The sequence below is a fragment of the uncultured Xanthomonas sp. genome, from assembly GCF_964278005.1.
Lineage (GTDB): Bacteria > Pseudomonadota > Gammaproteobacteria > Xanthomonadales > Xanthomonadaceae > Xanthomonas_A > Xanthomonas_A sontii.
On sequence record NZ_CAXYKF010000025.1, the window covers coordinates 63,121 to 85,213 of the forward strand.

22 protein-coding genes are annotated in these 22,093 nt (G+C 70.8%); 10 read left to right on the forward strand and 12 right to left on the reverse strand.

The window, feature by feature from the left end:
• Positions 1-2: 2 nt before the first annotated feature.
• Genes ACHWVH_RS18435 through ACHWVH_RS18445 form a run of 3 tightly spaced genes read right to left on the reverse strand, consistent with a single transcriptional unit; the run spans position 3 to position 2,826 of the window.
• Entirely contained in the window at positions 3-1,181 is a 1,179-nt protein-coding gene (locus tag ACHWVH_RS18435) for an efflux RND transporter periplasmic adaptor subunit (protein WP_394687723.1), read from the reverse strand.
• Positions 1,178-2,431, reverse strand: coding sequence for a TolC family protein (locus tag ACHWVH_RS18440; RefSeq protein ID WP_394687724.1), 1,254 nt, complete (start codon positions 2,429-2,431; stop codon positions 1,178-1,180). Before ACHWVH_RS18440 ends, ACHWVH_RS18435 begins: the two co-directional genes overlap by 4 nt.
• Positions 2,432-2,487: 56 nt before the next feature.
• Complete coding sequence (locus tag ACHWVH_RS18445) at positions 2,488-2,826, reverse strand: hypothetical protein (protein ID WP_394687725.1); 339 nt, start codon at positions 2,824-2,826, stop codon at positions 2,488-2,490.
• A 300-nt stretch (positions 2,827-3,126) separates the two neighbouring features.
• On the opposite strand from ACHWVH_RS18445, the gene rpmB reads away from it, so the two are divergent.
• The 4 genes from rpmB (at position 3,127) to ACHWVH_RS18465 (ending at position 6,655) form a co-directional block, all read left to right on the forward strand.
• Entirely contained in the window at positions 3,127-3,363 is a 237-nt protein-coding gene (gene rpmB, locus ACHWVH_RS18450; protein WP_010342733.1) for a 50S ribosomal protein L28, read from the forward strand.
• A gap of 10 nt (positions 3,364-3,373) precedes the next feature.
• Positions 3,374-3,541 carry a 50S ribosomal protein L33 gene (gene rpmG, locus ACHWVH_RS18455; protein WP_169411268.1) on the forward strand — a complete coding sequence of 56 codons (168 nt, stop codon included), beginning with the start codon at positions 3,374-3,376 and terminating at the stop codon, positions 3,539-3,541.
• Between the two features lie 159 nt (positions 3,542-3,700).
• The gene (cls, locus tag ACHWVH_RS18460) at positions 3,701-5,119 is read left to right on the forward strand and encodes a cardiolipin synthase (RefSeq protein WP_010342732.1); all 1,419 of its coding nucleotides are present in this window, start codon (positions 3,701-3,703) and stop codon (positions 5,117-5,119) included.
• A gap of 111 nt (positions 5,120-5,230) precedes the next feature.
• The gene (locus ACHWVH_RS18465; RefSeq protein WP_394687726.1) at positions 5,231-6,655 is read left to right on the forward strand and encodes an FAD/NAD(P)-binding protein; all 1,425 of its coding nucleotides are present in this window, start codon (positions 5,231-5,233) and stop codon (positions 6,653-6,655) included.
• Positions 6,656-6,847: 192 nt separating this feature from the next.
• Here ACHWVH_RS18465 and ACHWVH_RS18470 read toward each other — a convergent pair whose 3' ends face one another.
• Positions 6,848-8,365, reverse strand: coding sequence for an MFS transporter (locus tag ACHWVH_RS18470; protein WP_394687727.1), 1,518 nt, complete (start codon positions 8,363-8,365; stop codon positions 6,848-6,850).
• A 115-nt stretch (positions 8,366-8,480) separates the two neighbouring features.
• Between ACHWVH_RS18470 and ACHWVH_RS18475 the strand changes: the two genes are divergently transcribed.
• From ACHWVH_RS18475 to ACHWVH_RS18490, 4 genes are all read left to right on the forward strand, one after another.
• On the forward strand, positions 8,481-9,362 hold the full coding sequence (locus ACHWVH_RS18475; protein WP_267084001.1) for a LysR substrate-binding domain-containing protein: 882 nt from the start codon (positions 8,481-8,483) through the stop codon (positions 9,360-9,362).
• 70 nt (positions 9,363-9,432) lie between these two features.
• The gene (uvrD, locus tag ACHWVH_RS18480) at positions 9,433-11,634 is read left to right on the forward strand and encodes a DNA helicase II (RefSeq protein WP_267126171.1); all 2,202 of its coding nucleotides are present in this window, start codon (positions 9,433-9,435) and stop codon (positions 11,632-11,634) included.
• Positions 11,635-11,828: 194 nt separating this feature from the next.
• The gene (locus ACHWVH_RS18485; RefSeq protein WP_223875660.1) at positions 11,829-12,146 is read left to right on the forward strand and encodes a helix-turn-helix transcriptional regulator; all 318 of its coding nucleotides are present in this window, start codon (positions 11,829-11,831) and stop codon (positions 12,144-12,146) included.
• Positions 12,147-12,148: 2 nt separating this feature from the next.
• The gene (locus ACHWVH_RS18490; protein WP_394687728.1) at positions 12,149-13,432 is read left to right on the forward strand and encodes a type II toxin-antitoxin system HipA family toxin; all 1,284 of its coding nucleotides are present in this window, start codon (positions 12,149-12,151) and stop codon (positions 13,430-13,432) included.
• A gap of 218 nt (positions 13,433-13,650) precedes the next feature.
• Here the strand turns inward: ACHWVH_RS18490 and ACHWVH_RS18495 are convergent, their stop codons facing one another.
• The 7 genes from ACHWVH_RS18495 to ACHWVH_RS18525 all read right to left on the reverse strand — a co-directional run bounded on the left by ACHWVH_RS18495 (position 13,651) and on the right by ACHWVH_RS18525 (position 20,062).
• Positions 13,651-13,929 (reverse strand): hypothetical protein, encoded by a 279-nt coding sequence (locus ACHWVH_RS18495; RefSeq protein WP_295924298.1) that lies wholly within the window; start codon positions 13,927-13,929, stop codon positions 13,651-13,653.
• A complete protein-coding gene (locus ACHWVH_RS18500) occupies positions 13,881-14,144 on the reverse strand; it encodes a hypothetical protein (protein ID WP_394687729.1) in 264 nt (87 codons plus the stop codon). Before ACHWVH_RS18500 ends, ACHWVH_RS18495 begins: the two co-directional genes overlap by 49 nt.
• Positions 14,145-14,325: 181 nt before the next feature.
• Positions 14,326-15,291 (reverse strand): lysylphosphatidylglycerol synthase domain-containing protein, encoded by a 966-nt coding sequence (locus ACHWVH_RS18505; RefSeq protein ID WP_295924302.1) that lies wholly within the window; start codon positions 15,289-15,291, stop codon positions 14,326-14,328.
• Complete coding sequence (gene clsB, locus ACHWVH_RS18510) at positions 15,288-16,493, reverse strand: cardiolipin synthase ClsB (protein WP_394687730.1); 1,206 nt, start codon at positions 16,491-16,493, stop codon at positions 15,288-15,290. The genes ACHWVH_RS18505 and clsB overlap by 4 nt, the downstream gene beginning before the upstream one ends.
• Positions 16,490-17,230 carry an endonuclease/exonuclease/phosphatase family protein gene (locus ACHWVH_RS18515; RefSeq protein WP_394687731.1) on the reverse strand — a complete coding sequence of 247 codons (741 nt, stop codon included), beginning with the start codon at positions 17,228-17,230 and terminating at the stop codon, positions 16,490-16,492. The genes clsB and ACHWVH_RS18515 overlap by 4 nt, the downstream gene beginning before the upstream one ends.
• A gap of 118 nt (positions 17,231-17,348) precedes the next feature.
• Entirely contained in the window at positions 17,349-19,286 is a 1,938-nt protein-coding gene (locus tag ACHWVH_RS18520) for a M61 family metallopeptidase (protein WP_267098847.1), read from the reverse strand.
• Positions 19,287-19,765: 479 nt separating this feature from the next.
• Complete coding sequence (locus tag ACHWVH_RS18525) at positions 19,766-20,062, reverse strand: hypothetical protein (RefSeq protein ID WP_295924308.1); 297 nt, start codon at positions 20,060-20,062, stop codon at positions 19,766-19,768.
• Between the two features lie 220 nt (positions 20,063-20,282).
• Between ACHWVH_RS18525 and ACHWVH_RS18530 the strand changes: the two genes are divergently transcribed.
• Together ACHWVH_RS18530 and ACHWVH_RS18535 are read left to right on the forward strand one after the other, a co-directional pair.
• Positions 20,283-20,843, forward strand: coding sequence for a sugar O-acetyltransferase (locus tag ACHWVH_RS18530; protein WP_394687732.1), 561 nt, complete (start codon positions 20,283-20,285; stop codon positions 20,841-20,843).
• 84 nt (positions 20,844-20,927) lie between these two features.
• Positions 20,928-21,374, forward strand: coding sequence for a universal stress protein (locus tag ACHWVH_RS18535; protein ID WP_148828883.1), 447 nt, complete (start codon positions 20,928-20,930; stop codon positions 21,372-21,374).
• Positions 21,375-21,620: 246 nt separating this feature from the next.
• On the opposite strand, the gene ACHWVH_RS18540 is transcribed toward ACHWVH_RS18535, so the two are convergent.
• Complete coding sequence (locus tag ACHWVH_RS18540; protein ID WP_017910345.1) at positions 21,621-21,914, reverse strand: DUF2782 domain-containing protein; 294 nt, start codon at positions 21,912-21,914, stop codon at positions 21,621-21,623.
• Between the last annotated feature and the right edge of the window lie 179 nt (positions 21,915-22,093).

Sequence of the window (22,093 nt, forward strand, 5' to 3'; positions counted from 1 at the left end):
CCTCAGTGGCCGTGTTCGGCATCGCCCTTGGCCAGTTCGGCCTTGAGCAGGAAGGCGTTGGCGCCGACGACGCGCTCGTCGCCGCGCAGTCCGCCGAGGATCTCGATGCGGTCGCCGGCGCGCCGCCCGACCAGCACCGGCTGCGCCTTGAAGCCGCCCGCGACCGCCACGAACACCGCGTTGCGGCCCTCGACGGTCTGCACCGCATCGGTGGGGACGCTGAGCGCGCTGTCCTGGCCGTCGGTGACCAGCACCGCCGAGACCGGCGAGCCGGCCGGCGGCAGGGGGGTATCGACCGGCATCGCGCGGATCACCGCGGCACCGCCCGGCTGGCGCAGGTCGGCCGCCGCCGCCGTGACCCGGGCGGCGAAGCTGCCACCCGTCCCGCGCACCTCCAGCGCCATGCCGGGCGCGACCTGCGCCGCCAGCGCCGGCGGCGCGCTGAACACCAGCTCGTTCAGCGCCGGATCGGCGACCTCGGCCACCACGCTGCCGGCCGCGACCACGCTGCCGGGCGTGACCTGCACGTTGCCGACGATGCCGGCCATCGGGCTGACGATGCGCACGCGGCCGCTGGCATCGGGGGCTCCGCTGGCCGCGGCCTGGGCCTGCGCGGCGGCGGCCTGGGCCTGCGCCGCCAGCGCCCGCGCATGCGAGGTTTCCAGCTCCTGGCGCGCGACCACGCCCTGTTCGACCAGGGCGCGGTCGCGGGCATGCGCCAGTCCGGCGGCCTTGGCCTCGGCCGCGGCCGCCAGCGCATTGGCACGGAACACCGCGGCCTCGCCGCTGACCACGATGGCCAGCGGCTGCTGCGCCTGCACCTCGGCACCCGGCGCGACCAGCACGCGCTCGACCCGCCCGGTCACGGTGGAGGCCACCGAGGCGCGCGCGCCCACTGCCGGTTCGACCCGGCCGGCCAGGCGCACCGAGGCGCCGCCGCCGCGGCCGACCGCGACCACGTCCAGGCCGGAGGCGGCGATCTGTTGCGGCGTCAGCCGCACCACGTCGCCGGCATCGGCAGCGGTCTTGGCCACCGGTGCGTGGGCTGTGTCCTTGCCCTCGGCGCCATGGTCGTGGGCGTCGTCGGCCGCCGGGGCGGCCTGCTTGTCGCCGGCGCAGGCGGCCAGCAGGAGCGCCAGCAGCACGCTGCCGGCAAGGGAGATCGAACGGGACAGGTTCATTGTGCCTCCATGAACGGCGCGCGCCCTTCCAGGCGGGCCAATGCGATTTCCGCCGCGACCCGCGCCAGGCGCGCGTCCACCGCGGTGCCGCGCGTGGCGATGAGCGCCGCGCGGGTGCTGCGCAGCTCCAGTTGTGCGATGCGTCCGGCGTCGACGCCGATGCGGGCCAGGCGGTAGGCCTCCTGCGCGGCGGCCACGCTCGCGTCGGCCGCGCGCGTGCGGCTGTCGGCGGCCTTCAGCGTGGCGAGTGCGGACAGGCGGTCGGCGGCGCTGGCGCGGCGTTGCTGCTCCAGCCGCGCCTCGGCTGCGCGCCGTTCGGCGCTGGCGGCACGGATACCGCCGCGGTTGCGATCGAACAGCGGCACGCTGAGGCTGAGACCGAGCGTGTAGGCGTGGGCGCGGTCTTCGCGCAAATGCGTCTGCGCGGCGGTCAGGCTCAGCTCGGGCAGGGCGCGCTTGCGCTCCACCTCGACCTGGCGATCAGCAGCTTCGGCTTCCGCGGCGGCGATGCGTACCGGCAGCGCTGTCGCCTCGGTCGCGCGCGGCGACGGCGGCGCGCGGTCGAGCAGGCCACCGTCGAGGGACTGCACCGGCGTGTCCAGCAGGGCGATCGCGGCCAGGCGCGCCAGCGCCGCGTCGCGGAACGCCTGCGCCTCGTCCAGTGCCGCGGTGGCCTCGGCCACTTCGCTGCGCGCCTGCACTGCGCGCAATTGCGGCTCGCGGCCCTGCGCGACCATCGCCTCGACGGCGGCCGCATCGTCGCGGATCAGGCCCAGCGCTTCCTCGGCCAGCGCATGACGGCGCAGCGCGCTTTCGGCCAGCGCGTAGGCCGAGGCCATCTCGCTGGCGGCCTCGCTGCGATGCTGCGTGCCGCGCATGGCGGCTGCGACGGCGTCGGCGCGGGCCGCGCGGATGCGCGCGCCGCGTTGGCCCCACAGTTCCAGTGGTTGCGACAGGGTCAGCGAGGTTTCGGCGCGGCCGGTGCCCGCATAGGTGCCGCTGCCCCAGGCGTTTTCGGTGGACCAGGACAGCGACGGGTTGGGCAGCGCCCGGGCCTGTTCGGCGCGCGCATCGGCGGCCTCGGTCAGCGCCGCGCCGACGCGGCTGCCGGGCAGTTGGTCGAGGCGTTGCAGCAAGGTGTCGTAGGAAGGGGCGGTCTGCGCCATCGCCAGCGCGGCCGGGACCAGGCCCAGCAGCACGGCGACGACCCGCCCGGCCGCGCGCGGCGGCCGACGTGTCGGAGTCGACATGAGCAAATTCCAGAGATGAGGGAAACGGAACCCCGCGATCGCGGGACACGCTCAACTCACGCTCTGGGCGGGCGCTTCAATCCGTCCTGGACGACGCCTGCAGGGGAGGCGTCGACGGCCTTCATCCAGCGCGCCGGTCGCGGCGCGCCGAACACGGCGAGGGCGCTCGCCGGCAGGCTCAGATTCGAGTGGTGGCAATGGTTGTGGCTGCAGGCGCCGGCATGCTTGCCGTCGCTGTCCTCGCCATCGGCATGCGCCGCGGCGGGCGCGTGCACCGCGTCGGCCGATTCCGGCTCCAGCGCGCAGGCCAGCGCATCGGCCACCGGCACGACCAGGAACGCCGCCAGCAGCAGCATCATCAGGGAGGTACGCAGTGGACGGAACAGGCGGCGCATGGTCTGGACGAGGCTAGCAAGCGGCTTGCGCCGGATACAATAGCAACGCCCGCCTGGTCCATCGGCCCGGGCCTGCGCGCGGCGCCTGGTCCTGTGGACAACTTGCACAAGCCCTTGATCGCCTGCATAATGCGCGGCTCGCTGTGCCCGACGAGGTCGGGGCCGGCGGCCGGATGCGCGATCTCCGGCCGGCCTCTCCCAGCGTAACCGTTTGATTTCCCACGTCGCGTGGTGGCCGCAGGGCTGCCGGGGCCGCCGTCTCCCAGGCTATGGGCGACCAAACTACTATCGAGGTGCGCAATGTCCCGCGTATGCCAAGTGTCCGGCAAGCGTGTGCAGACGGGTAACAACGTCTCCCACGCCAACAACAAGACCCGCCGTCGTTTCCTGCCCAACCTGCACGAGCGCCGTTTCTGGGTCGCCAGCGAGAACCGCTGGGTCAAGCTGAAGGTTTCCGCGCACGCGCTGCGCACCATCGACAAGAACGGCATCGACACCGTTCTGGCTGAGCTGCGTGCGCGCGGCGAAAAGGTCTGAGGAGTAGAGCATCATGGCAGGCAAGCGCGATAAGGTCCGTATGATTTCCTCGGCCGGTACCGGCCACTTCTACACCACGGACAAGAACAAGAAGAACACCCCGGGGAAGATGGAATTCCTCAAGTACGATCCGGTCGTGCGCAAGCACGTCCTGTACAAGGAAGGCAAGATCAAGTGATCGGCTGATCCTCGGATCGCTGTTCACGCTGGACACGGAACCCGCCGCAAGGCGGGTTTCGTGCGTCTGGGGGATGGAAAACCCCGCCGCCGCTGCGGCCATGGTTGCGTTTGCCGGCGCAGTCCGCAGAATCGGGCGACCTGGGTTGCGAGGATCGCGATGCTGCCGGTCTGGTTGGAAGGCACGTGGCTGCTGGCGCTGGACTGGCTGATCCGGCTGGTGGCGCTGTTGTGGATCCCCACCCGCACCACGCCCGGCGCGGCGCGCAGCTGGCTGCTGCTGGTGGGCTTCGTGCCGTTGCTGGGGCTGCCGCTGTACCTGCTGCTCGGCCACCCCTGGCTGTCGCGCGAGCGTATCCGCCGCCAGGCGCTGGCCTCGCAGGTGATCCGCGAGCAGCAGGTGCCGTTGACCGCGCTGCGCTGGGCGCCGCCGGCCGACACCGTGGTCGCCGAAGTGGTGCCGCTGGTCGAGCGCCAGGGCGACTTCATGCCGACCCACGGCAACAGCGTGGAATTGCTCGACCGCTACGCGCCCTCGCTGCAGGCGCTGATCGACGACATCGACGCGGCGGTCGAGCGCGTGCACCTGCTGTACTACCTGATGTTCGACGACGCGGTCGGCGATGCGGTGAGCGCGGCGCTGCTGCGCGCCGCCGCGCGCGGCGTGCAGTGCCGGTTGTTGCTGGATGCGCGCGGCGGCCGCCGCGGCCTGCGCCGCTACCGCAAGCGCCTGCATGCGGCCGGGGTCGAGGTGCAGGCGCTGTTGCCGGGCGGGCTGCGCTGGCGCCGCAGCGGCCGCATGGACCTGCGCAACCACCGCAAGATCGCGGTGATCGACAACCGTGTCGGCTACATCGGTTCGCAGAACCTGGCCGAACCGCAGTTCGTGCCCGGCCATCCCAACCGCGAGCTGGTGGCGCGCGTGCAGGGGCCGGTGGTGGCGCACCTGGAGGCGGTGTTCGCCAGCGACTGGTTCATCGAGACCGGGCAGCGCCTGAGCGTGGTCGCGCCCGCCTCCATCCACGGCGGCGGCGTCGCCGCGCAGTTGTTGCCCAGCGGGCCGGCGTATCCGTTCGAGAACGCGCGCGACACGGTCAACGCGCTGATCCATCTGGCGCGGCGGCGCATCGTCATGGTCACGCCGTACTTCGTGCCGGACGAGGCCACGCTCAGCGCGCTGCGCATCGCCGCGCTGTCCGGGGTGGACGTGCAGCTGATCCTGTCCGAGAGCAACAACCAGCGGCTCACCGCCTGGGCGCAGGAAGCCTATTACGACGAGTTGCTGCGCAGCGGGGTCAAGATCGCGCTGTACCGGCCGTGCTTCCTGCACGCCAAGCACCTGAGCGTGGACGAGGGCATCGCCCTGGTCGGCTCGATCAACCTGGACATCCGCTCGTTCGCGTTGAACGCCGAGGTCGGCATGCTGTGCTACAGCGCCGCGGTGGTGCAGCGGCTGCGCGCGGTGGAGGCCGACTACCTGGCCGACGCGCGGGTGCTGACGTTGCAGGACTGGCGCAAGCGGCCGGCCTGGCGGCGCAGCCGCGAAGGCATCGCGCGCCTGGCCGATGCGCTGATGTGACGCACGCCGATGACAGGCGCATGACGCGCTCATGCGCGATCGGTGCCGGCACATGCGCGACGGTTCTCAGTCGCGGGCCGGGCCGGTGGGGGCTTCCCTTACAATCGCCGCATGAATGAGCTTGTGCCCAGCGAACCGGTCGACGACGACTGCGACATCGCCATCGTCGGCGGCGGCGCGGCCGGCGTGCTGGTCGCCTTGCACTTGCTGCGCCAGGCCGGTACGGCGCTGCGCGTGCAACTGATCGAATCGCAGCCGGCACTGGCGCAAGGCGTGGCCTATGCGACGCCCTGCGCCGAGCACCTGTTGAACGTGACGGCCGGGCGCATGAGCGCCTTCGCCGAGACGCCCGACGATCTCCTCGACTGGCTGCAGCAGCAGGCGCTGTATCCACAGCTGTCGCGCGCCGCACTGGCCGAGGCCTATGTGCAGCGCCGGCATTACGCCGCCTACCTGCGCGCGCGCCTGCTGCAGGCGCAGGCCGCCGGGCCGGCGCGCCTGCAATGGCGCCAGGCGCGCGTGCTGGCGCTGCACCCGCAGCCGACCGGCGGGCAACGCCTGCAATTGCACGACGGTGGACAGCTGCACGCCGGTGCCACGGTGCTGGCGCTGGGCAACAGCCTGCGTCCGCTGCCGGCGCGCGGTGCCCCCAGTCTCGACGCGCCGTCGCGGATCGAGGCCTGGGACTATGCGCAGTTGCAGGCGATTCCGCGCGAGGCCACGGTGTGCATCGTCGGCTCCGGGCTGAGCATGGCCGACAGCGTGCTGACCTTGCTGGCCAATGCGCACCGCGGCCCGGTGCACGTGGTCTCGCGGCACGCCTTGCTGCCGTTGCCGCACGCCGCGCATGGCGCGCCGGCCGACTTCGATGCGCAGGCGTTGCTGGCGATGCCGCTGCGCCAGCGCGTGCGCGCGCTGCGTCGCCATGCCGCCGCGGCACAGGCGCAGGGCCGGCCCTGGCAGAGCGTGATGGACCGGATACGCCCGCTGAGCCAGGCGCTGTGGCAATCGCTGTCGGTCGTCGAGCAGCGCCGCTTCCTGCGTCATGTGGTGCGCTACTGGGACGTGCACCGGCACCGCATCGCCGCGCCGGTCTTCGCGCAGCTGCAGGCGATGCGCCAGGTCGGCCAGTTGCGCCTGCACCGCGCGCGGCTGGACACGGTGTTCCCGGTCGGCGCCTGCGTGCAGGTCAACGGCATGGGCGCCGACGGCGTGCCGCTGCAGCTCGACGCGCACTGCGTGATCAACGCCACCGGCGTCGAACTGCGCGCACAGACCATGCGCAATCCGCTGCTGCACCAGTTGCTGGGGTGCGGCCATGCACAGCCGGGGCCGCACGGCATCGGCGTGGGCAGCGCCGCCGATGGTGCGCTGCTCGACGCCGATGGCCACGCCACGCCGCGTATCCGCGTGCTCGGCAGCCTGCGCATCGGCAGCCTGTGGGAAAGCCTGGCGATCCCCGAGCTGCGGGTGCAGGCGCAGCAGACCGCGCAGGCGCTGCTGGCGCTGGAGTTGTCGGTGTCTGCGGTGCATTGAGCGCCGCGGCGCATGCCGGCCGCGGTTGCGCGCGGTGCAGCCGTGACCTTCTTTGTAGGAGAGGCTTTAGCCGCGACCGGGATGTCGGCAAGGCCTGTCGCGGCTGAAGCCGCTCCTACGGCGACAAGATCTTTGCGACGTTTCTAGCCGCGGCCGGCATTGCCGCTCCTACAGGCGGGGCGCCCGTCGCGATCAGCGGCCCCCATCCACCGCGTTCTGCGGCGTGCGCCCAAGCAGCACGCAGATCGCGATCGCCGCCAGCGCGGTGATCGCCGCCAGCACCCGGGTGAGCGTGCCGAAGGCCGCCGCGTAGGCCAGCCGCAGTTGCGTCGCGGACAGCGCGCCCTCGGCCATGGAGGCGGACAGATCGCCGGCGACCAGCCGCTGCGCGGTCTCCGCCAGGGCCGCGTGCGGCAGCAGCGGCGCGACCGCGGCCAGCCGCACCTGCACCAAGGCCGCGAGCAGGGCCGCCACGCTGGCCAGGGCGATGCCTTCGCCGGCCACGCGCAGCGTGCCGAACAGGCCGGCGGCCATGCCGGCGCGTTCGATCGGCACCACGCTCACCGACAGCGCATCCATCAGGCCCCAGGGCAGGGCGGTACCGGCACCGATCAACAACAATGCCGGCAGCGCCTGCGCCGGGGGCCGCGCGCCGAGCCAGCACAGGCCGGCCGCGGCCGCCGCCAACCCGGCTGCCGACAGCCAGGCTGGGGCGATGCGCTGCGCCAGTACCGCGGCCAGGCTCGGCACCAGCAGCATCGGCGCCGACAACGCCAGCAGCGTCAGGCCGGCACTGGCCGCCGGCGTGCCATCCACGCCGATCATGCGCAGCGGCAGCAGCACCAGCAGCACCACGTAGCTGGTGCAGGTGGCGACCGGCAGCAGCTGCACGCCGACGAAGCGCCGGTAGCGGAACAGGCTCAGGTCCAGCAGTGGATGCCGGCGGCGCCGTTCGATCCACACGAAGCCGAGCAGCAGCAGGGCCGCGGCACCGAGCAGGGCCAGCGTCGCGGCGCTGCCCCAGCCGCTGTGCGGCCCCTGGATCAGGCCGGCGGTGAACAGCGCCAGCGCCGCGCTGAAACACAGCGCGCCGGCGCGGTCGGGCGGACCGCCGGCCGGAGCGCGCGAGGCCGGCAGCCAGCGCGCGGCCAGGGCCCACGCCAGCGCCGCGATCGCGGCCACGCCGAAGAAGATCGCGCGCCAGCCCAGCCGTTCGCTCAGCGCGCCCGCGGCCAGCGGGCCGAACGCCAGGCCGTTGCCGAAGGTGGTGCCGAGCAGGCTGAACGCGCGCGTGCGCGCCGCGCCGGTGTACAGCTGGGCCAGCGCCGCGGTGCCGGCGGCGAGCGCGGCGGCGGCACCGACGCCCTGCAGCGCCCGCCATAGGTCGATCGCCGCGACCGAGCCGGCCACGGCCACGCCCAGGCTGGCGCTGGCGAACAGCGCCAGACCGCCGAGGAACACCCGGCGCCGCCCATGCCGATCGGCGAGCGCGCCGGCGGCCAGCAGCAGGCTGCCGAAGCTGAGCATGAAGGCGTTGGTGATCCAGGCCAAAGCCAGCGCGCTGCCGCCCAGGGCCGCGCCGATCGCCGGGGTGGCGACGGCACCGCCGGAGAAGTTCAGCGGCAGCGCCAGGGCGGCCAGGCACACTGCGGCCAGGGCGGCGCCGCGGCGCGGCAGGACAGTGGAATCGGGAGGCGAAGCGGAGGTCATCGGAGCGGCTCTGGCGGCGGATGTCGGAAAGCCACTAGAGATACCGAGGCGGCAATTCGCGAAAAAGGCCGCGATCCTCCGCACTTTGCGGAATGGAACGCTCTAATATCGCGGCATGGACCGCCTCACCGGCATCGTCGCCTTCGTCCGGGCCGCCGAACAGCGCAGCTTCGTCGGCGCCGGCCGCGTGCTCGGCATCTCGGCCTCGGCGGTGGGCAAGAGCGTGGCCGGGCTGGAGCGCGCGCTCGGCGTGCGCCTGCTGCAGCGGACCACCCGGCGCATCGCGCTGACCGCCGAGGGCGCGTTGTTCCTGGAGCATTGCCAGCGCGTGCTGGCCGACCTGCGCGAGGCCGAGGACGCGCTGGCGCAGACCCGGCAGGCGCCGCGCGGGCGGCTGCGGGTCGGCCTGCCGACCATCGGCTACCGCTTCCTGGTGCCGCTGCTGCCGGAGTTCCGCCAGCGCTATCCGGACGTGGCGCTGGACCTGGAGTTCGACGACCGCGTGGTCGATCTGCTCGAACACGGCCTGGATGCGGTGATCCGCAGCGGCGTGCAGGCCGACTCGCGGCTGCTGGCGCGGCGCCTGGGGCCGTTCCGCTTCTGCCTGTGCGCGGCGCCGGACTACCTGCGCCGCCGCGGCGTGCCGCAGACCCCGGCGGAGCTGGCCGCGCACGATGGCGTGCTGTTCCGCGTTCCCGATACCGGCAAGCCGCAGGACTGGCCGCTGGCCGAACCGGCGCCGCTGCCACCGGCGGTGCTCACCTGCAACAACATGGAAGCGGTGCGCGCCGCGGCGATCGCCGGCCTGGGCATCGCCTGCATGCCGGCGTTCCTGGCGCAGGACGCGTTGGCCGACGGCCGCCTGCAGCCGGTGCTGGACGCGCACATGGCCGACGGCGGCGCGTTCTTCGTGGTGTGGCCGTCGCGTCGGCAACTGTCGCCGAAGCTGCGCGTGTTCGTGGATTTTCTCGCCGAACGGCTGTTCCGCACCGATTGACGCCACGTCGTGTGCCGGGTGGCGCGCGCTGTCGCAGCCGCTGCGCCGCCGCACCGGCTAAAATGCGCGGGTGGATGTCTCTCATTTGCTCGACGATCTGAACCCCGCCCAGCGCGAGGCCGTTTCCGCAGCGCCCGGCCACTACCTGGTCCTGGCCGGCGCCGGCTCCGGCAAGACGCGCGTGCTCACCCATCGCATCGCCTGGTTGCACCAGGTGCATGGCGTGCCGGTGCACGGGATCCTGGCGGTCACCTTCACCAACAAGGCCGCGGGCGAGATGCGCCACCGGGCCGACCTGCAGCTGCGCAACGGCAGCCGCGGCATGTGGATCGGTACCTTCCACGGCCTGGCGCACCGCCTGCTGCGCCTGCACTGGCAGGACGCGAAGCTGCCGGAGAGCTTCCAGGTGCTCGATTCGGACGATCAGCTGCGGCTGGTCAAGCGCGTGGTGCAGCAGCTGGAGCTGGACGAGGGCAAGTACCCGCCCAAGCAGATCGTGTGGTGGATCAACCAGCAGAAGGACGAGGGCCGCCGCGCCCAGCACATCCAGCCGGAACCGCGCGACGAGTGGGTGACCACCCTGCGCAACGCCTACGCGCTGTACCAGGAGCGCTGCGACCGCGCCGGCCTGGTCGACTTCGCCGAACTGCTGCTGCGCGCGCACGAACTGTTGCGCGACACCCCGGCGCTACTGGCGCATTACCGCGCCCGCTTCGGCGAGATCCTGGTCGACGAATTCCAGGACACCAACGCCATCCAGTACGCGTTCGTGCGCGTGCTCGCCGGCGACAGCGGTCACGTGTTCGTGGTCGGCGACGACGACCAGGCGATCTATGGCTGGCGCGGCGCCAAGGTCGAGAACGTGCAGCGCTTCCTCACCGATTTCCCCAGCGCGCAGACCATCCGCCTGGAGCAGAACTACCGCTCCAGCGCCAACATCCTCAACGCCGCCAACGCGGTGATCGCGCACAACCCCGACCGCATCGGCAAGCAGCTGTGGACCGATTCGGGCGACGGCGAGCCGATCGACCTGTACGCGGCCTACAACGAGGTGGACGAGGCGCGCTACGTGGTCGAGCGCGTGCGCCAGTGGGTGCGCGACGGCGGCAGCTACAGCGAGGCGGCGGTGCTCTACCGCAGCAACGCGCAGTCGCGCGCGTTCGAAGAGGCGCTGATCGCCGAGCAGGTGCCGTACCGGGTCTATGGCGGCATGCGCTTCTTCGAGCGCGCCGAAATCAAGGACACCCTGGCCTACCTGCGCCTGGTCGCCAACCGCGCCGACGATGCGGCGTTCGAGCGTGCGGTCAACACGCCGCCGCGCGGCATCGGCGACCGCACCCTGGACGAAGTGCGGCGCCTGGCGCGCGCGCAGTCGCTGTCGCTGTGGGCGGCGGCGCGACAGGCCGCGCAGCAGGGCGGCGACCTGGCCGCACGCGCGCGCAACGCGCTGGGCCAGTTCCTCGGCCTGATCGAGCAACTGGCCCTGGACGTGGCCGGGCTGCCGCTGCCCGAACAGATCGACCAGGTGCTGGCGCGCTCCACCCTGCGCGAGCACTGGGGCAAGGAAAGCCGCGGCGGGCTGGATTCGGAATCGCGTACCGACAACCTCGACGAACTGGTGTCGGTGGCCTCGCGCTTCGTCCGCGCCGACGGCGACGAGGACGCCGACGAAGGCCGCCAGGCGATGACCGAGCTGGTCGCGTTCCTCGCCTACGCCTCGCTGGAGGCCGGCGAAGGCCAGGCCCAGGCCGGCGAGGAGGGCGTGCAGTTGATGACCCTGCACTCGGCCAAGGGCCTGGAATTCCCGATCGTGTTCCTGGCCGGCATGGAAGACGGCCTGTTCCCCAGCGCGCGTTCGCTGGAAGAGAGCGGGCGCCTGGAGGAAGAGCGGCGCCTGGCCTATGTCGGCATCACCCGCGCCCGCCACAAGCTGGTGCTGAGCTATGCCGAGTCGCGGCGCATCCACGGCCAGGACAACTACAACGTGCCCTCGCGCTTCCTGCGCGAGATCCCGCGCGAACTGCTGCACGAAGTGCGGCCGAAGGTGCAGGTGTCGCGCAGCGCGTCGCTGGGTGCGCCGCGCAGCCTCGGGCACAGCGTGATCGAGGCCCCGGCGATCAAGCTCGGCGCCAACGTGCAGCACCCCAAGTTCGGCGGCGGCGTGGTCATCGACTACGAAGGCAGCGGCGCCCACGCCCGCGTGCAGGTGCAGTTCGACGAGGCCGGCGCCAAGTGGCTGGTGATGGCGTACGCCAATCTGACCCTGTTGTAGGTGCGCTCTTCGGTCCCGTCTGCGGACGCGGCGGGATGGCGAGATGCTCGACGTTCTAAATGTCTTCAATAGAAGACTTAAAGCGGCATAAAATTCATAATTGAAGACTATTCTTCGATTTGCGGCCGATGTCTGCCGCGGTATGATGTATCCGATTAGTTGCATAAACGCTGTTTGCGTATCGGATTGAAGACATGGCTGCTTACGACAGGTTGTCGCCATTGGCGAGCTCGGCCATCACGTCGCTGGGAGACGTCATTCGTCGCGGCCGTAGAGCCCGGACGATGACCCAGGAGGAACTGGCCGAGCGTGCCCGGGTCAGCCGTCTGACCGTCCTCAAGATCGAATCGGGCAATCCCGGCGTCGCCATCTGGGCGTGGGTCAGCGTCATGGAAGTGCTGGGCCTGCTCGGCACATTGCAGGCATTGCACGATCCGGTGGCGCAGGCCATGGATGCGGCGCATGGACGCCGGGTGCGCAAGCGCGATCTGCGCAAGAAACTGGATTTCTGACGATGCCTGTCCACGAACGTTACGTCATGATCCGCCTTGAGGGAGCCGATCAGGACGTGCCCGCAGGGCTGCTGACGCTGGTGGAAACGCACGCCGCATCAGTCGGTAGCCGGTTTGCCTATGGCATGCGCTATTCCCGCCGCCCCGGCGCCATCGACGTCGATCCCCGCAGCCTGCGCCTGGACGAAGTAGCGCCCGGTATCGAGGTCGCCCCGCCGGGCGATCTCGCCCTGTTCGGCGCCATCCGCGATGCCCTTCCCGATGCCTGGGGCCGGCGCGTGCTTGCCAACACGCTGCGCATCCAGGAAGGCCAACTCAACGACCGGGTGCTGATCGACAATTCCAGTCCCAACCGCAGCGGTGCCCTCGACTTCCGTCGCCGTCCCGAAGACGCGCCGCGCGACAGCGGTCTGCTGCGGCCGATGCATCTGGATCACCTGCTCGATGCCGCCGAGCGAATCGAAGAGGGCGAGTCCGTTCCGCAACACTTGCTCGAGCTGCTGGGCGAGGCGCCCACGCTCGGCGGCATGCGGCCCAAAGCGGTGCTGGTCGATCAGGGACGGCAGTGGTTGGCCAAGTTCCCGACCCGGCGCGATCCGTTCGACATTCCCTTGATCGAGCACGCCACGCTGGAACTGGCCCGTCTTGCCAAGATGGATGTTCCCGACACCCGGCTGATCGATGTGCCAGGTCGCGGGACGGTGATGATGATTGCGCGCTTCGATCGCGGCACGGAGGCCGAGGGCTATCGCAAATGGCATATGGTCAGTGCGCTGACGGCGCTGGGCGTGCATGAAATGGATTCGCCGAAGATGGCCTATGCAGACATCGCCGACGCGCTGGGCCGGCTGGGTGCGGCGGGACAGGTGACTGCCGATCGCCACGAACTTTTCCGGCGCATGGTGTTCAACATTCTGGTCTGCAACGATGACGACCATCTCCGCAACCACGCGCTTGTGTACCGTGGCGACCTCGGCGGCTGGCGCCTGAGCCCGCTCTACGACGTGGTTCCCAGGCCGAGCGGCGGCAGCGAGCGCTTCCTGCACCTGGGGATCGGCGCACAGGGGCGCCTGTCCACGCTCGACAACGCGCTCACGCACTGCGCGAGGTTTGCCCTCACCACCGCGGCCGCGGCAGCGGTGATCGATGAGGTGGCGGGCGTGGTGCGCCAGTGGAAAGGCCACTTCGAGGCGCAAGGCGTACCTGGTTCGCAGATCGACAAGGTGCAGAACGCATTCCGGCGGCCATCGCAGATCGGCCTGGCGCAAGTGAACCGGTTCCTGTAACGCGGTCTGCCGCTCGCGGCGGGCTGGCGCGACTGGCCGGGCAGGGCGGGCATCTACGCAGGGAGCATCCATGGTCTTGCTTCATGGTCCCTACGTCAGCGACCGCGGCCGCGCCAGGACGCCAGGCGATGACCGAGCTGGTTGGGTTCCTGGCCTGTACCTCGCTGGAGAGCTGCGTAGGCCAGCACCGGTCTGACATGCCGCGACCGGCGCATGCGTCAGCGTGGCGACGGCGCGGACGATGCCGCGACGCGGGTGAAGTAGTTGGTGCGCATCGTCGGTGTGCCGTCCGGCGCGAACGCGGACACGGTTTCGGTCATCGAGCGGCCGTCCGCGGCGACGGTGTAGATGCGGGTCGAGGCCACGCTCCTGTCCTTGGACAGCATCATCACCAGCACGTTGGGCGCGGGCATGTGCAGGACGAAGACATCGGCCTCGAAGTTGTTCTTCACCGGCGTGGCGCGGCCATCGAGCGCGGCGACGCCTTCGGCATGCATGGTGCCGCCGCCCTGTTCGGCAATGTCGACCTTGACCACTTGCCCTTGCCCGCCTCGCTGAAGCGCAGGGTGACGGCCTTGGGCCGGTCCTGGGGTGCCTGATCCAGGCGCGCCACGTCCACGGCCCAGTTGCCCAGCAGGGGCGAGGGCGCAGCGGATGCGTACAGACACGGCGACAGCAGCGCCGCGAGCGCGACGGCGAATAGCAGTTTCATGCGACCTCCCGGGAATGGTGTGCGGCGATGAGGACAGCCAATGGTGTGCGCTGCGCGCGTTCGCTCGGTCGACCGTGCCGGGGTGCCGAAGAGCGCATCCGTGCGGCGGCATGACCGCCCTGCTCCGGGACGCGTGCGCTGCGACGCTGGCACCGCAGGCGCAGCGCAACAGGTCAGGTGGTCACGGGTCTGGGTTTGCTGCGCACACGGTCTCGCTCAGGCCGCGCCGCCATCGCGCTTCCAGCAGCGCATAGCCGGCACAGGCCAGCAGCAGCGGGCCGAGGTAGTAGAAGGCGCGATAGGCCAGCAATGCCGCCAGCAGTTCCGCTTGCGGCGCTTGAGCGCCGAGCAGCGGCAGCACCACCGCTTCCAGCACGCCGATGCCGGCCGGCACGTGGGCGATGGCGGTGGCCACGGCCGCCGCCAGCAGTGCGCCGAGCGCCGCGGTATAGGCCACGCCGGCCGGCATCAGCACGTACAGCAGGGCGCCCATCAGCGCCCAGTTGCCGGTGCCCAGGCCGAGTTGCAGCAGCGCCAGCGGCAACGGCGGCAGGTGCAGGACGTGGCCGCGCACCTGCAGCGTGCGGCCATGCGCGCGCTGGCAGGCGATCAGGTAGCCCACCACCAAGCCCAGCATGGCGGCGCCGACCCATGGCAGCACCGCGCCGCTCAGCGGCCACTGCGCCGGCGTGCGCAGGCGGCCGCTGACCAGCAGCACGCCGGTCAGCAGCAGATAGCCCATCCAGTTGGTGGCGATGGCGAAGCCGACCACGCGGCTGATCGTCGCCAGGCCCAGCCCGGCGCGTCCGTACAGCCGGTAGCGGATCGCGGTGCCGCCGATCAGCGCACCGACATTCAGGCTGAAAGCGTAGGCGATGTCCGCGATCGCCATGACCCGCGGCGTCGGCACCGCATGCGTCGCGTAACGTCGCGCGGCCAGGTCGTAGCCGGCATACAGCACGTAGCTGGCCAGGCTCAGGCCTGCGGCGGCGGCCAGGGTGCCGGCACCGTAGCCCGCCAGGGTGGTGCCGACCTGCGCCCAGTCCACGGTGCGCGCCGCGCGCACCAGCAGGACCGCCACCAGGACCAGGAAGGCCAGATAGGCGAAGCGGCGCAGCATGCGCCAACGCGTGCGCGGATGGTTCATGGCGCGTGCCGCTTGCGCCGCAGCACCGCGGTGCGCGGCGTGCGCTTGGGCAGGCGGCTGGCCCACTGCGGCACGTTGCGCAGCACATGGAACAGCAGCGGCCGCAGCAGCGGTTGCCAGAAGCGTCCGTGTGGCACCTGCGCCGGCACGACTTCGCGGCAGTGCCGTTGCATCAGTCGCTGCAGGCGCCCGTGCAGGTCGCGCGCGAAGGCGGCATCGCGGATCACCAGATTGGCTTCCAGGTTCAGCGCCAGGCTCAGCGGATCGAGATTGCTCGATCCCACCGTGCTCCAGTGGCCGTCGATCACCGCGACCTTGCCGTGGAACGGGCGCTCGCAGTACTCGAAGATCTGCACGCCGGCATCGACCAGATGCCGGTACAGCGCGCGTGCGGCGAGCAGCGCCAGCGGCGTGTCCGGTTGCCCCTGGAAAATCAGCTTCACCGCCACCCCGCGTCGCGCGGCAGCGCACAGGTCGCGCAGGAAGCCGTAGCCGGGGAAGAAGTAGGCGTTGGCGAGCATGATCTGGTGCCGCGCGTTGCGGAATGCCTGCCGGTAGGCGCGCTCGATGCTGCGTGATCGGCCGGCGTTGTCGCGCGGCAGGAAGCACACCTCGGCCGCGCCGGCGGGCGGCACATCGACGTTCTCCTGCGGCACCCACCCCGCGCCGGTACCGTGGGTGGCCAGGGCCCGGCGCATGAACGCGACCATGTCCGCCACCACCGGGCCTTGTACCTCCACCGCGTAGTCCTGTTTCGCCTCCGGGCCGAAATCGGCCAGGTGATCGGCCGACCAGTTGATGCCGCCGATCATGCCGATTCGCCCATCCACCACCAGCAGCTTGCGGTGATTGCGCCGGAACACGTTCAGGCGCACGCCGAGCAGGGTCGGCTGCTGGTCGAACAGGCGCAGTTCGGCGCCGGCCTCGGTCAGTTCGCGCACGAAGCCGGGCGAGAGATCCGGCGAGCCGAACGCGTCCACCAGCAGGTGCACGCGCACGCCGCGGCGCGCGGCCGCGACCAGGTGGTCCTTCAGCGCCAGGCCGACCTTGTCCTCGAACCAGATGAAGGTCTCCAGCAGCACAGCGTGCCGGGCCGCGTCGATCGCGGCGAAGGCGCGCGGGAAATACGCATCGCCGTTCTCCAGCAACTGCAGGCGGTGGCCCTGGCGCCAGCGCGTGTCGCGGTTCGCGGTCCGGTTCACAGCACGATCCTGGCGTGCAGCGGGGCGTGGTCGGACAGGTGCGACCACGGCCGGCCGGTCAACACCCGTGCGGCCTCGATGCGCACGTTGCGCACATAGATGCGGTCCAGCGGCAACAGCGGCCAGCGCGCCGGGAAGCTGCGCGCCACGCGTCCGTGTAGCTGCGCAAAGGCCTCGGTCAGGCCATGCCGCTGCAGCAGCGGATGCCCGCGCTGGCGCCAGTCGTTGAAGTCGCCGGCGACGATCAGCGGCGCCTGTGACGGCAGTTCGGCGATCAGCGCGCCGAGCAGGCCGATCTGCCGTCGCCGGTGCGCCTCGCGCAGGCCCAGATGCACGCAGATCGCATGCACCGCCACCGCAAGCCCAGGGATCTCCAGCACCGCATGCAACAGCCCGCGATGCTCGTGGCCGGCGATGGAGACGTCGCGGTTGACGAAGGAGGCGATCGGGAAGCGCGACAGCAGCGCGTTGCCATGGTGTCCATGCGGATACACCGCATTGCGGCCGTAGGCGAACTGCGGCCACAGCGTATCGGCGAGGAATGCGTACTGGCTCTGCGCCGGCCAGTCGGCGTGGCGGCCGGCGTGCAGCTGATGCTCGCCCAGCACCTCCTGCAGGAACACCAGGTCCGCGGGCAGGGCGCGGATCGCCGCACGCAACTCCGGCAGCATGAAGCGCCGCTTCAGCGCGCTGAAGCCCATGTGCGCATTGATGGTCAGCAACTCGATCGCAGGCATGCCGGGACAGGACGGAAACCACGCCTGCCATTGTCGTCGGCGTCCGCGTGCGGCGCGTGACGGTGCCGCGTCGCGCATCTGCCGCCGCTGCGTTGTCGGCAGCGGCGGCGGTGTCGGCTCAGTGCCGTGCGGCGATGATCTTGCTCAGGTAGTCCGGCGTGCCCTCGACCCGCACCAGGTGCGGGTACTGCAGGCCGTCGTGGTAGTTCACCGGCACGTCGCACACGCCGCCCTGGTACTTGAGCGTCAGCACGATCGGCGCGCTGCCGCCCTTGGCGTCGGCGATCGCCTGCTTGAGCGTGTCGCGCGAGTAGTCCTGGCCATTGACCGCGAGCACCGTGGCACCGCTGCTGACCCCGGCCTTGAACGCCGGACCGTCCCACAGCACGTCGTTGATGCTGGCGTCGTCGTTCATCACCAGGCCGATCGACCAGGCGAAGTTGTAGCGGTGCCGCGCCGACTGGTGGCGGCCGTCGTACTGCTTTTCGAATGCGCTGGGCTGGTCGGTGTACACCAGCTTCCAGCCGCTGGCCTGCAGGCCTTCCAGCAGCGGCGGGTCCACCTGGTAGACGCGGCGGTTGATGTAGTCGGCCCAGTCGTAGTGGACCACATCGTCGAGCGCGGCGACGACGTCGTCGAAGGTGTAGGTCTTGACCGCGAAACTGCCGTCGTCGATGCCGAAGAACGCCTTGGCCACGTCGTCCAGCGACTTGCGCCCGCCGCTCATCGCGCGCAGCTTGGCATCCACCGCCAGCCACACCATCTGCCCGCCGCTGTAGTAGTCCTCGCTCATCTGCCAGCTGCGGTAGGGCAGCGGGGACCGGTGCGCGGCGGTGGGGTCGTTGGTGGTGTCCTCCAGCGAGCGCCAGCGGAAGCCGGCGCGGTTGCGGTCGTAGTTGGCGGCGGTCATCGCCAGCGCGTCGCGGAACTGCTGCGGCGTCCACATCCCGGCGCGCGCGGTCAACACATAGCCCCAGTACTGGGTCTGGCCCTCGTAGACCCACAGCAGCGAGTCGCCCATCGGCACGTTGAAGGTCGGCGTCCACAGGTCGGCCGGGCGCCGGAACTTGCCGTTCCAGGAGTGCGTGTACTCGTGCGCCAGCAGGTCGCGGTCCGGCGCGTTCTCGTCCCAGGCGCTGAAGTAGTCGGCAGCCAGTCCGTTCTCGCTGGACTGGTGGTGTTCCAGGCCGTTGCCGCCGAGCACGTCCGACAGCGAGAACAGGAAATCGTAATGGGCGTAGTGGTGCGAGCCGAACAGCTTGATCGCCTGCACCGGCAGGTTGCGGTGCGCCTGCAGCTGCTCGGCGCTGATGTCCAGGAACCGCGGCGCGTCGGCGACCACGTCCAGGTGCACCGGCGCGCCGCCGGCCGGGGTCAGGTCCACGCGCTTGAAGTAGCGCCCAGCATAGATTGGCGAGTCGACCAGGGTGGTGAAGTCCACCGGCTTGAAGGTGGTGGTGGCGCCGTTGCGGCTGGCGGTCTCCAGCGCGGTGCCGAACTCCCAGCCGGCCGGCAGGGTCACGCTCGGCGCCACGGTGATGCCGCGGGTGTCGTGGCCGGCCGGGTACAGCGCCACCTTGTTCCACTCCAGCTGCAGCATCTTGTCGGTCATCTCGAAGCCGTCGTCGCGCGGCGACAGGTACTGGAAGCTGGCGTCGATCGCGCTCACGCCCTGCGGCACGTCGACGTGGAAGCTGTACACGTCGAAGGTGTCGCGGCGCCACGGCAGCGGCTTGCCGTTGGCGGTGAGGGTGAGGCCGGCCAGCATCGCCACCGGCCCGCTCGGCGAATGGTCGCCGGGAATCCACTGCGGGTACTGCAGGGTCAGCCGTCCGGCGCTGACCGGGATGGTCTCGTGCACCCGGTAGATACCCTGGCGCACATCGCCGGCGTCCACCTGCAGGGTCAGGGTGCCGGGGTAGGGCGTGTCCTGCGGCGCCGGCACGTCCGGTGTGCGCACCACCTGCGCCTGCGCGGCGCCGGCGAGCGCCAGGCCGATGCCGAGGACCAGCGCCCGACGGGCGCAACGGGAGGCGGGGAAAGCAGTGGCGGACATGCGCGGCTCCGAGGGCGATGGGTGCGGAAACGCGGAACGTTAGCACCTGCCGCCATCGCTGGCGTACCGTGTCTGTCTGGCCTAGGAACGCCAAGCGATGACGTTCATGCGGGAGCCGTGTGGCTTGTGGCGGTCGGGGTGCAGGGCGCAATGATGACCTTGGCGACCTGTTCCATCGCAAGCGACTGGAGTGTTCCTGGTCCGCAGTGGCCATCGCGGCGCCGGTGGGCGATCCGATCGCCCGGATCGCGCAGACGGGGAGGCCATCCGCGATGCCGACCTTGCCCTTGTGGGAGCGGCTTCAGCCGCGACGCGCGGTGATGGAACTCGCGATGACGCGCTCAATGAACCGGTGTCTTGATCGCGGATGCAGGCATCCAGGCCAGGGCATGCCGTTTACAGGCGCCAACCGTCGGCCGACGATGCCAGGGCGGCGCAGTCGATCGCCTATACGCCACCGTGCACGTGTCGCCGCGCGGCTAGTCCTTCAGCGCCCCGTCGCTCGGATCGCTGGCGGCATAGGTCGAGGTTGGCAACTCCGCATCATGCGGATGCCGCAACGCCTCGCGCAGCGGCGCAGGCAGGTGCTCGACCGCCAGGATCACCTTGCCGAAATGCACGTCGCGCACCGCGCTTGCCGGCACCACGAAATCGCCGCCGTTCTCGATATTGACGACGAACGTGGCGCCGCCGTCGCGGACCTCGCGCACCGCCCCGACACCGACCTCACCATCGGCGACGAACACCAACTGGCCTGCTTCCACACGTTCGGACATCGCGCACCGCCTTTGTCTGGGGAGAGCCCACGCGGGCTGGAATGCGCCGGCATGGGCGTTCGATGATCGGACGCATAGGCGTTGCTGGACGGTGAATGCGACGTGGTCTGTTGGTCACGACGTCGCCGTGGCTGCGGCTTGCGCGTCACCGCCAGGGACACGCGCCGTGACGCAGCGCGATGCGATCATTCCCGTTCGACCACTGCCTGGGAGGGCAAGGATGCGAAGCGAAAAAGAGAAGATGCTGGCCGGCGAGGCGTATCGTCCCAACGACGCGCAACTGCAGGCCGAGCAGGACGCGGCCAGTGCCTGGATGCAGCGCTACAATGCGGCGCTGGCCGAGCCACCGGCGCGGCGGCACGCGCTGCTGGTCGAAGGACTGGGTTCGGTGGGACGCGGCGCGGTGGTGCGGCCGCCGTTCCATTGCGACTACGGCTACAACATCCATCTCGGCGAGGACGTGTTCCTCAACTTCAACTGCGTGATCCTGGACGTGGCACCGGTGCACATCGGCGCCGGCACCCAGATCGGGCCGGCGGTGCAGCTCTATGCCGCCGATCATCCGCGCGATGCTGCGCAGCGCGCCGAGGGGTTGGAGTTGGGGCGGCCGGTGACGATCGGGCGCAACGTCTGGATCGGCGGCGGCGCGATCGTACTGCCCGGTGTGACCATCGGCGACGACGCGGTGGTCGGCGCCGGCAGCGTGGTCACCCGCGACGTGCCGGCCGGCGCGCGCGTGGCCGGCAATCCAGCACGCCTGCTGAAGCCGCACAGCGACTGAATTTGATCCGGGTCAAGGCAGGCGCCGCGCAATGGGTGTGCAATGCTGTCCAGGCCGCCGTGTGCGGCGTCACCGGAGCATCCCATGTACCAGCGCATCCTGATCGCCATCGATGGTTCCGAGTTGTCCGCCAAGGGTCTGCAGCAGGGGCTGGCGCTGGCCGCCGAGCTCGGCGCGGACGTGGATATCGTCACCGTGTCCGAGCCGTGGGCAATGGGCATGTACGACGCGATGGGCTGGAGCGTGGGCTACGAGGCCAGCCCCGAATACCGCCAGGACCGCGAAGCCGGCGCGCAGAAGATCCTGGCGCCGGCGCTGGCCGCCGCCGCGGCCACCGGAGTGACCGCGCACGGTCGCCACGTGCTCGACCGCTACGCCGCCGAGGGCATCATCGACATGGCCGTGGCCTGCAACAGCGATCTGATCGTGATGACCTCGCACGGCCGCCGCGGCATGAGCCGGGTCCTGCTCGGCAGCCAGACCGCGGAAGTGCTCGCCAACAGCCAGGTGCCGGTGCTGGTGATCCGCTGAGGCGCTGATCGGCCCGCGCCGGCGTCGGCGCGGTGCGGAACACGTTCGAGGCCGGCATCCGGCCGCTGGCCGCAGCGACCTATCGCTTTGCCGATACGCTTCGGCCTGTCACGCGGCTGCGGCTAGAGGCGACGCCGCGACAGGGGGCCGGCATCCGGCACGGGCGTGCATTCGTCCGTCTGGGCAGATCGGGGACGCGAGCACGCCCGCGCGCCGCCATCGTTGGGCGACGCGCCGGGCGCGCCGTCACCAGCTGTACAGCTTCCAGTACACGGGCGACACATTGTCCTTGCTGCCATCCACTTCCATGTGGCCGTCGCCGTTGCGGTCGTACAGATAGTAGGCCGGGCCGCGCGCCGGGGTCACCTTGACCATGCGCAGTTGGCCACCCACGCGGTATTCGTCGACGGTATCGCCGTTGTCCATCTTGCGCTGGGTCGTTTCCGCGCCGCGCACGTCCATCGGCGCGCCGTCCGGGCCGAGGCCGGTGGAGGCGCAGCCCGCCAGCAGCAACAGCGGGACCAGGATCAGGGCTTTCATTGCGGTGTTCTCCACGGGCAGGACATGCGCAGAGTATGCGCCGAGTGTCTGCATGCGGTGTGGGAATGGTGCGGGCGGATGGCTGCTTAGTGGATCAGGTCAGCGCGTCGCTGCGCGCCGTACCCTCACCCCAACCCCTCTCCCAGTGGGAGAGGGGCTCCTGGCTGTTCCCTTCTCCC

Bases quoted from the DNA above. Each gene is read 5' to 3' on its own strand.
- ACHWVH_RS18435 (WP_394687723.1), bottom strand. From the start codon at position 1,181: ATGAACCTGTCCCGTTCGATCTCCCTTGCCGGCAGCGTGCTGCTGGCG.
- ACHWVH_RS18440 (WP_394687724.1), bottom strand. From the start codon at position 2,431: ATGTCGACTCCGACACGTCGGCCGCCGCGCGCGGCCGGGCGGGTCGTC.
- ACHWVH_RS18445 (WP_394687725.1), bottom strand. From the start codon at position 2,826: ATGCGCCGCCTGTTCCGTCCACTGCGTACCTCCCTGATGATGCTGCTG.
- rpmB (WP_010342733.1), top strand. From the start codon at position 3,127: ATGTCCCGCGTATGCCAAGTGTCCGGCAAGCGTGTGCAGACGGGTAAC.
- cls (WP_010342732.1), top strand. From the start codon at position 3,701: ATGCTGCCGGTCTGGTTGGAAGGCACGTGGCTGCTGGCGCTGGACTGG.
- ACHWVH_RS18465 (WP_394687726.1), top strand. From the start codon at position 5,231: ATGAATGAGCTTGTGCCCAGCGAACCGGTCGACGACGACTGCGACATC.
- ACHWVH_RS18470 (WP_394687727.1), bottom strand. From the start codon at position 8,365: ATGACCTCCGCTTCGCCTCCCGATTCCACTGTCCTGCCGCGCCGCGGC.
- ACHWVH_RS18475 (WP_267084001.1), top strand. From the start codon at position 8,481: ATGGACCGCCTCACCGGCATCGTCGCCTTCGTCCGGGCCGCCGAACAG.
- ACHWVH_RS18485 (WP_223875660.1), top strand. From the start codon at position 11,829: ATGGCTGCTTACGACAGGTTGTCGCCATTGGCGAGCTCGGCCATCACG.
- ACHWVH_RS18490 (WP_394687728.1), top strand. From the start codon at position 12,149: ATGCCTGTCCACGAACGTTACGTCATGATCCGCCTTGAGGGAGCCGAT.
- ACHWVH_RS18495 (WP_295924298.1), bottom strand. From the start codon at position 13,929: ATGCATGCCGAAGGCGTCGCCGCGCTCGATGGCCGCGCCACGCCGGTG.
- ACHWVH_RS18500 (WP_394687729.1), bottom strand. From the start codon at position 14,144: ATGAAACTGCTATTCGCCGTCGCGCTCGCGGCGCTGCTGTCGCCGTGT.
- ACHWVH_RS18505 (WP_295924302.1), bottom strand. From the start codon at position 15,291: ATGAACCATCCGCGCACGCGTTGGCGCATGCTGCGCCGCTTCGCCTAT.
- ACHWVH_RS18515 (WP_394687731.1), bottom strand. From the start codon at position 17,230: ATGCCTGCGATCGAGTTGCTGACCATCAATGCGCACATGGGCTTCAGC.
- ACHWVH_RS18520 (WP_267098847.1), bottom strand. From the start codon at position 19,286: ATGTCCGCCACTGCTTTCCCCGCCTCCCGTTGCGCCCGTCGGGCGCTG.
- ACHWVH_RS18525 (WP_295924308.1), bottom strand. From the start codon at position 20,062: ATGTCCGAACGTGTGGAAGCAGGCCAGTTGGTGTTCGTCGCCGATGGT.
- ACHWVH_RS18530 (WP_394687732.1), top strand. From the start codon at position 20,283: ATGCGAAGCGAAAAAGAGAAGATGCTGGCCGGCGAGGCGTATCGTCCC.
- ACHWVH_RS18535 (WP_148828883.1), top strand. From the start codon at position 20,928: ATGTACCAGCGCATCCTGATCGCCATCGATGGTTCCGAGTTGTCCGCC.
- ACHWVH_RS18540 (WP_017910345.1), bottom strand. From the start codon at position 21,914: ATGAAAGCCCTGATCCTGGTCCCGCTGTTGCTGCTGGCGGGCTGCGCC.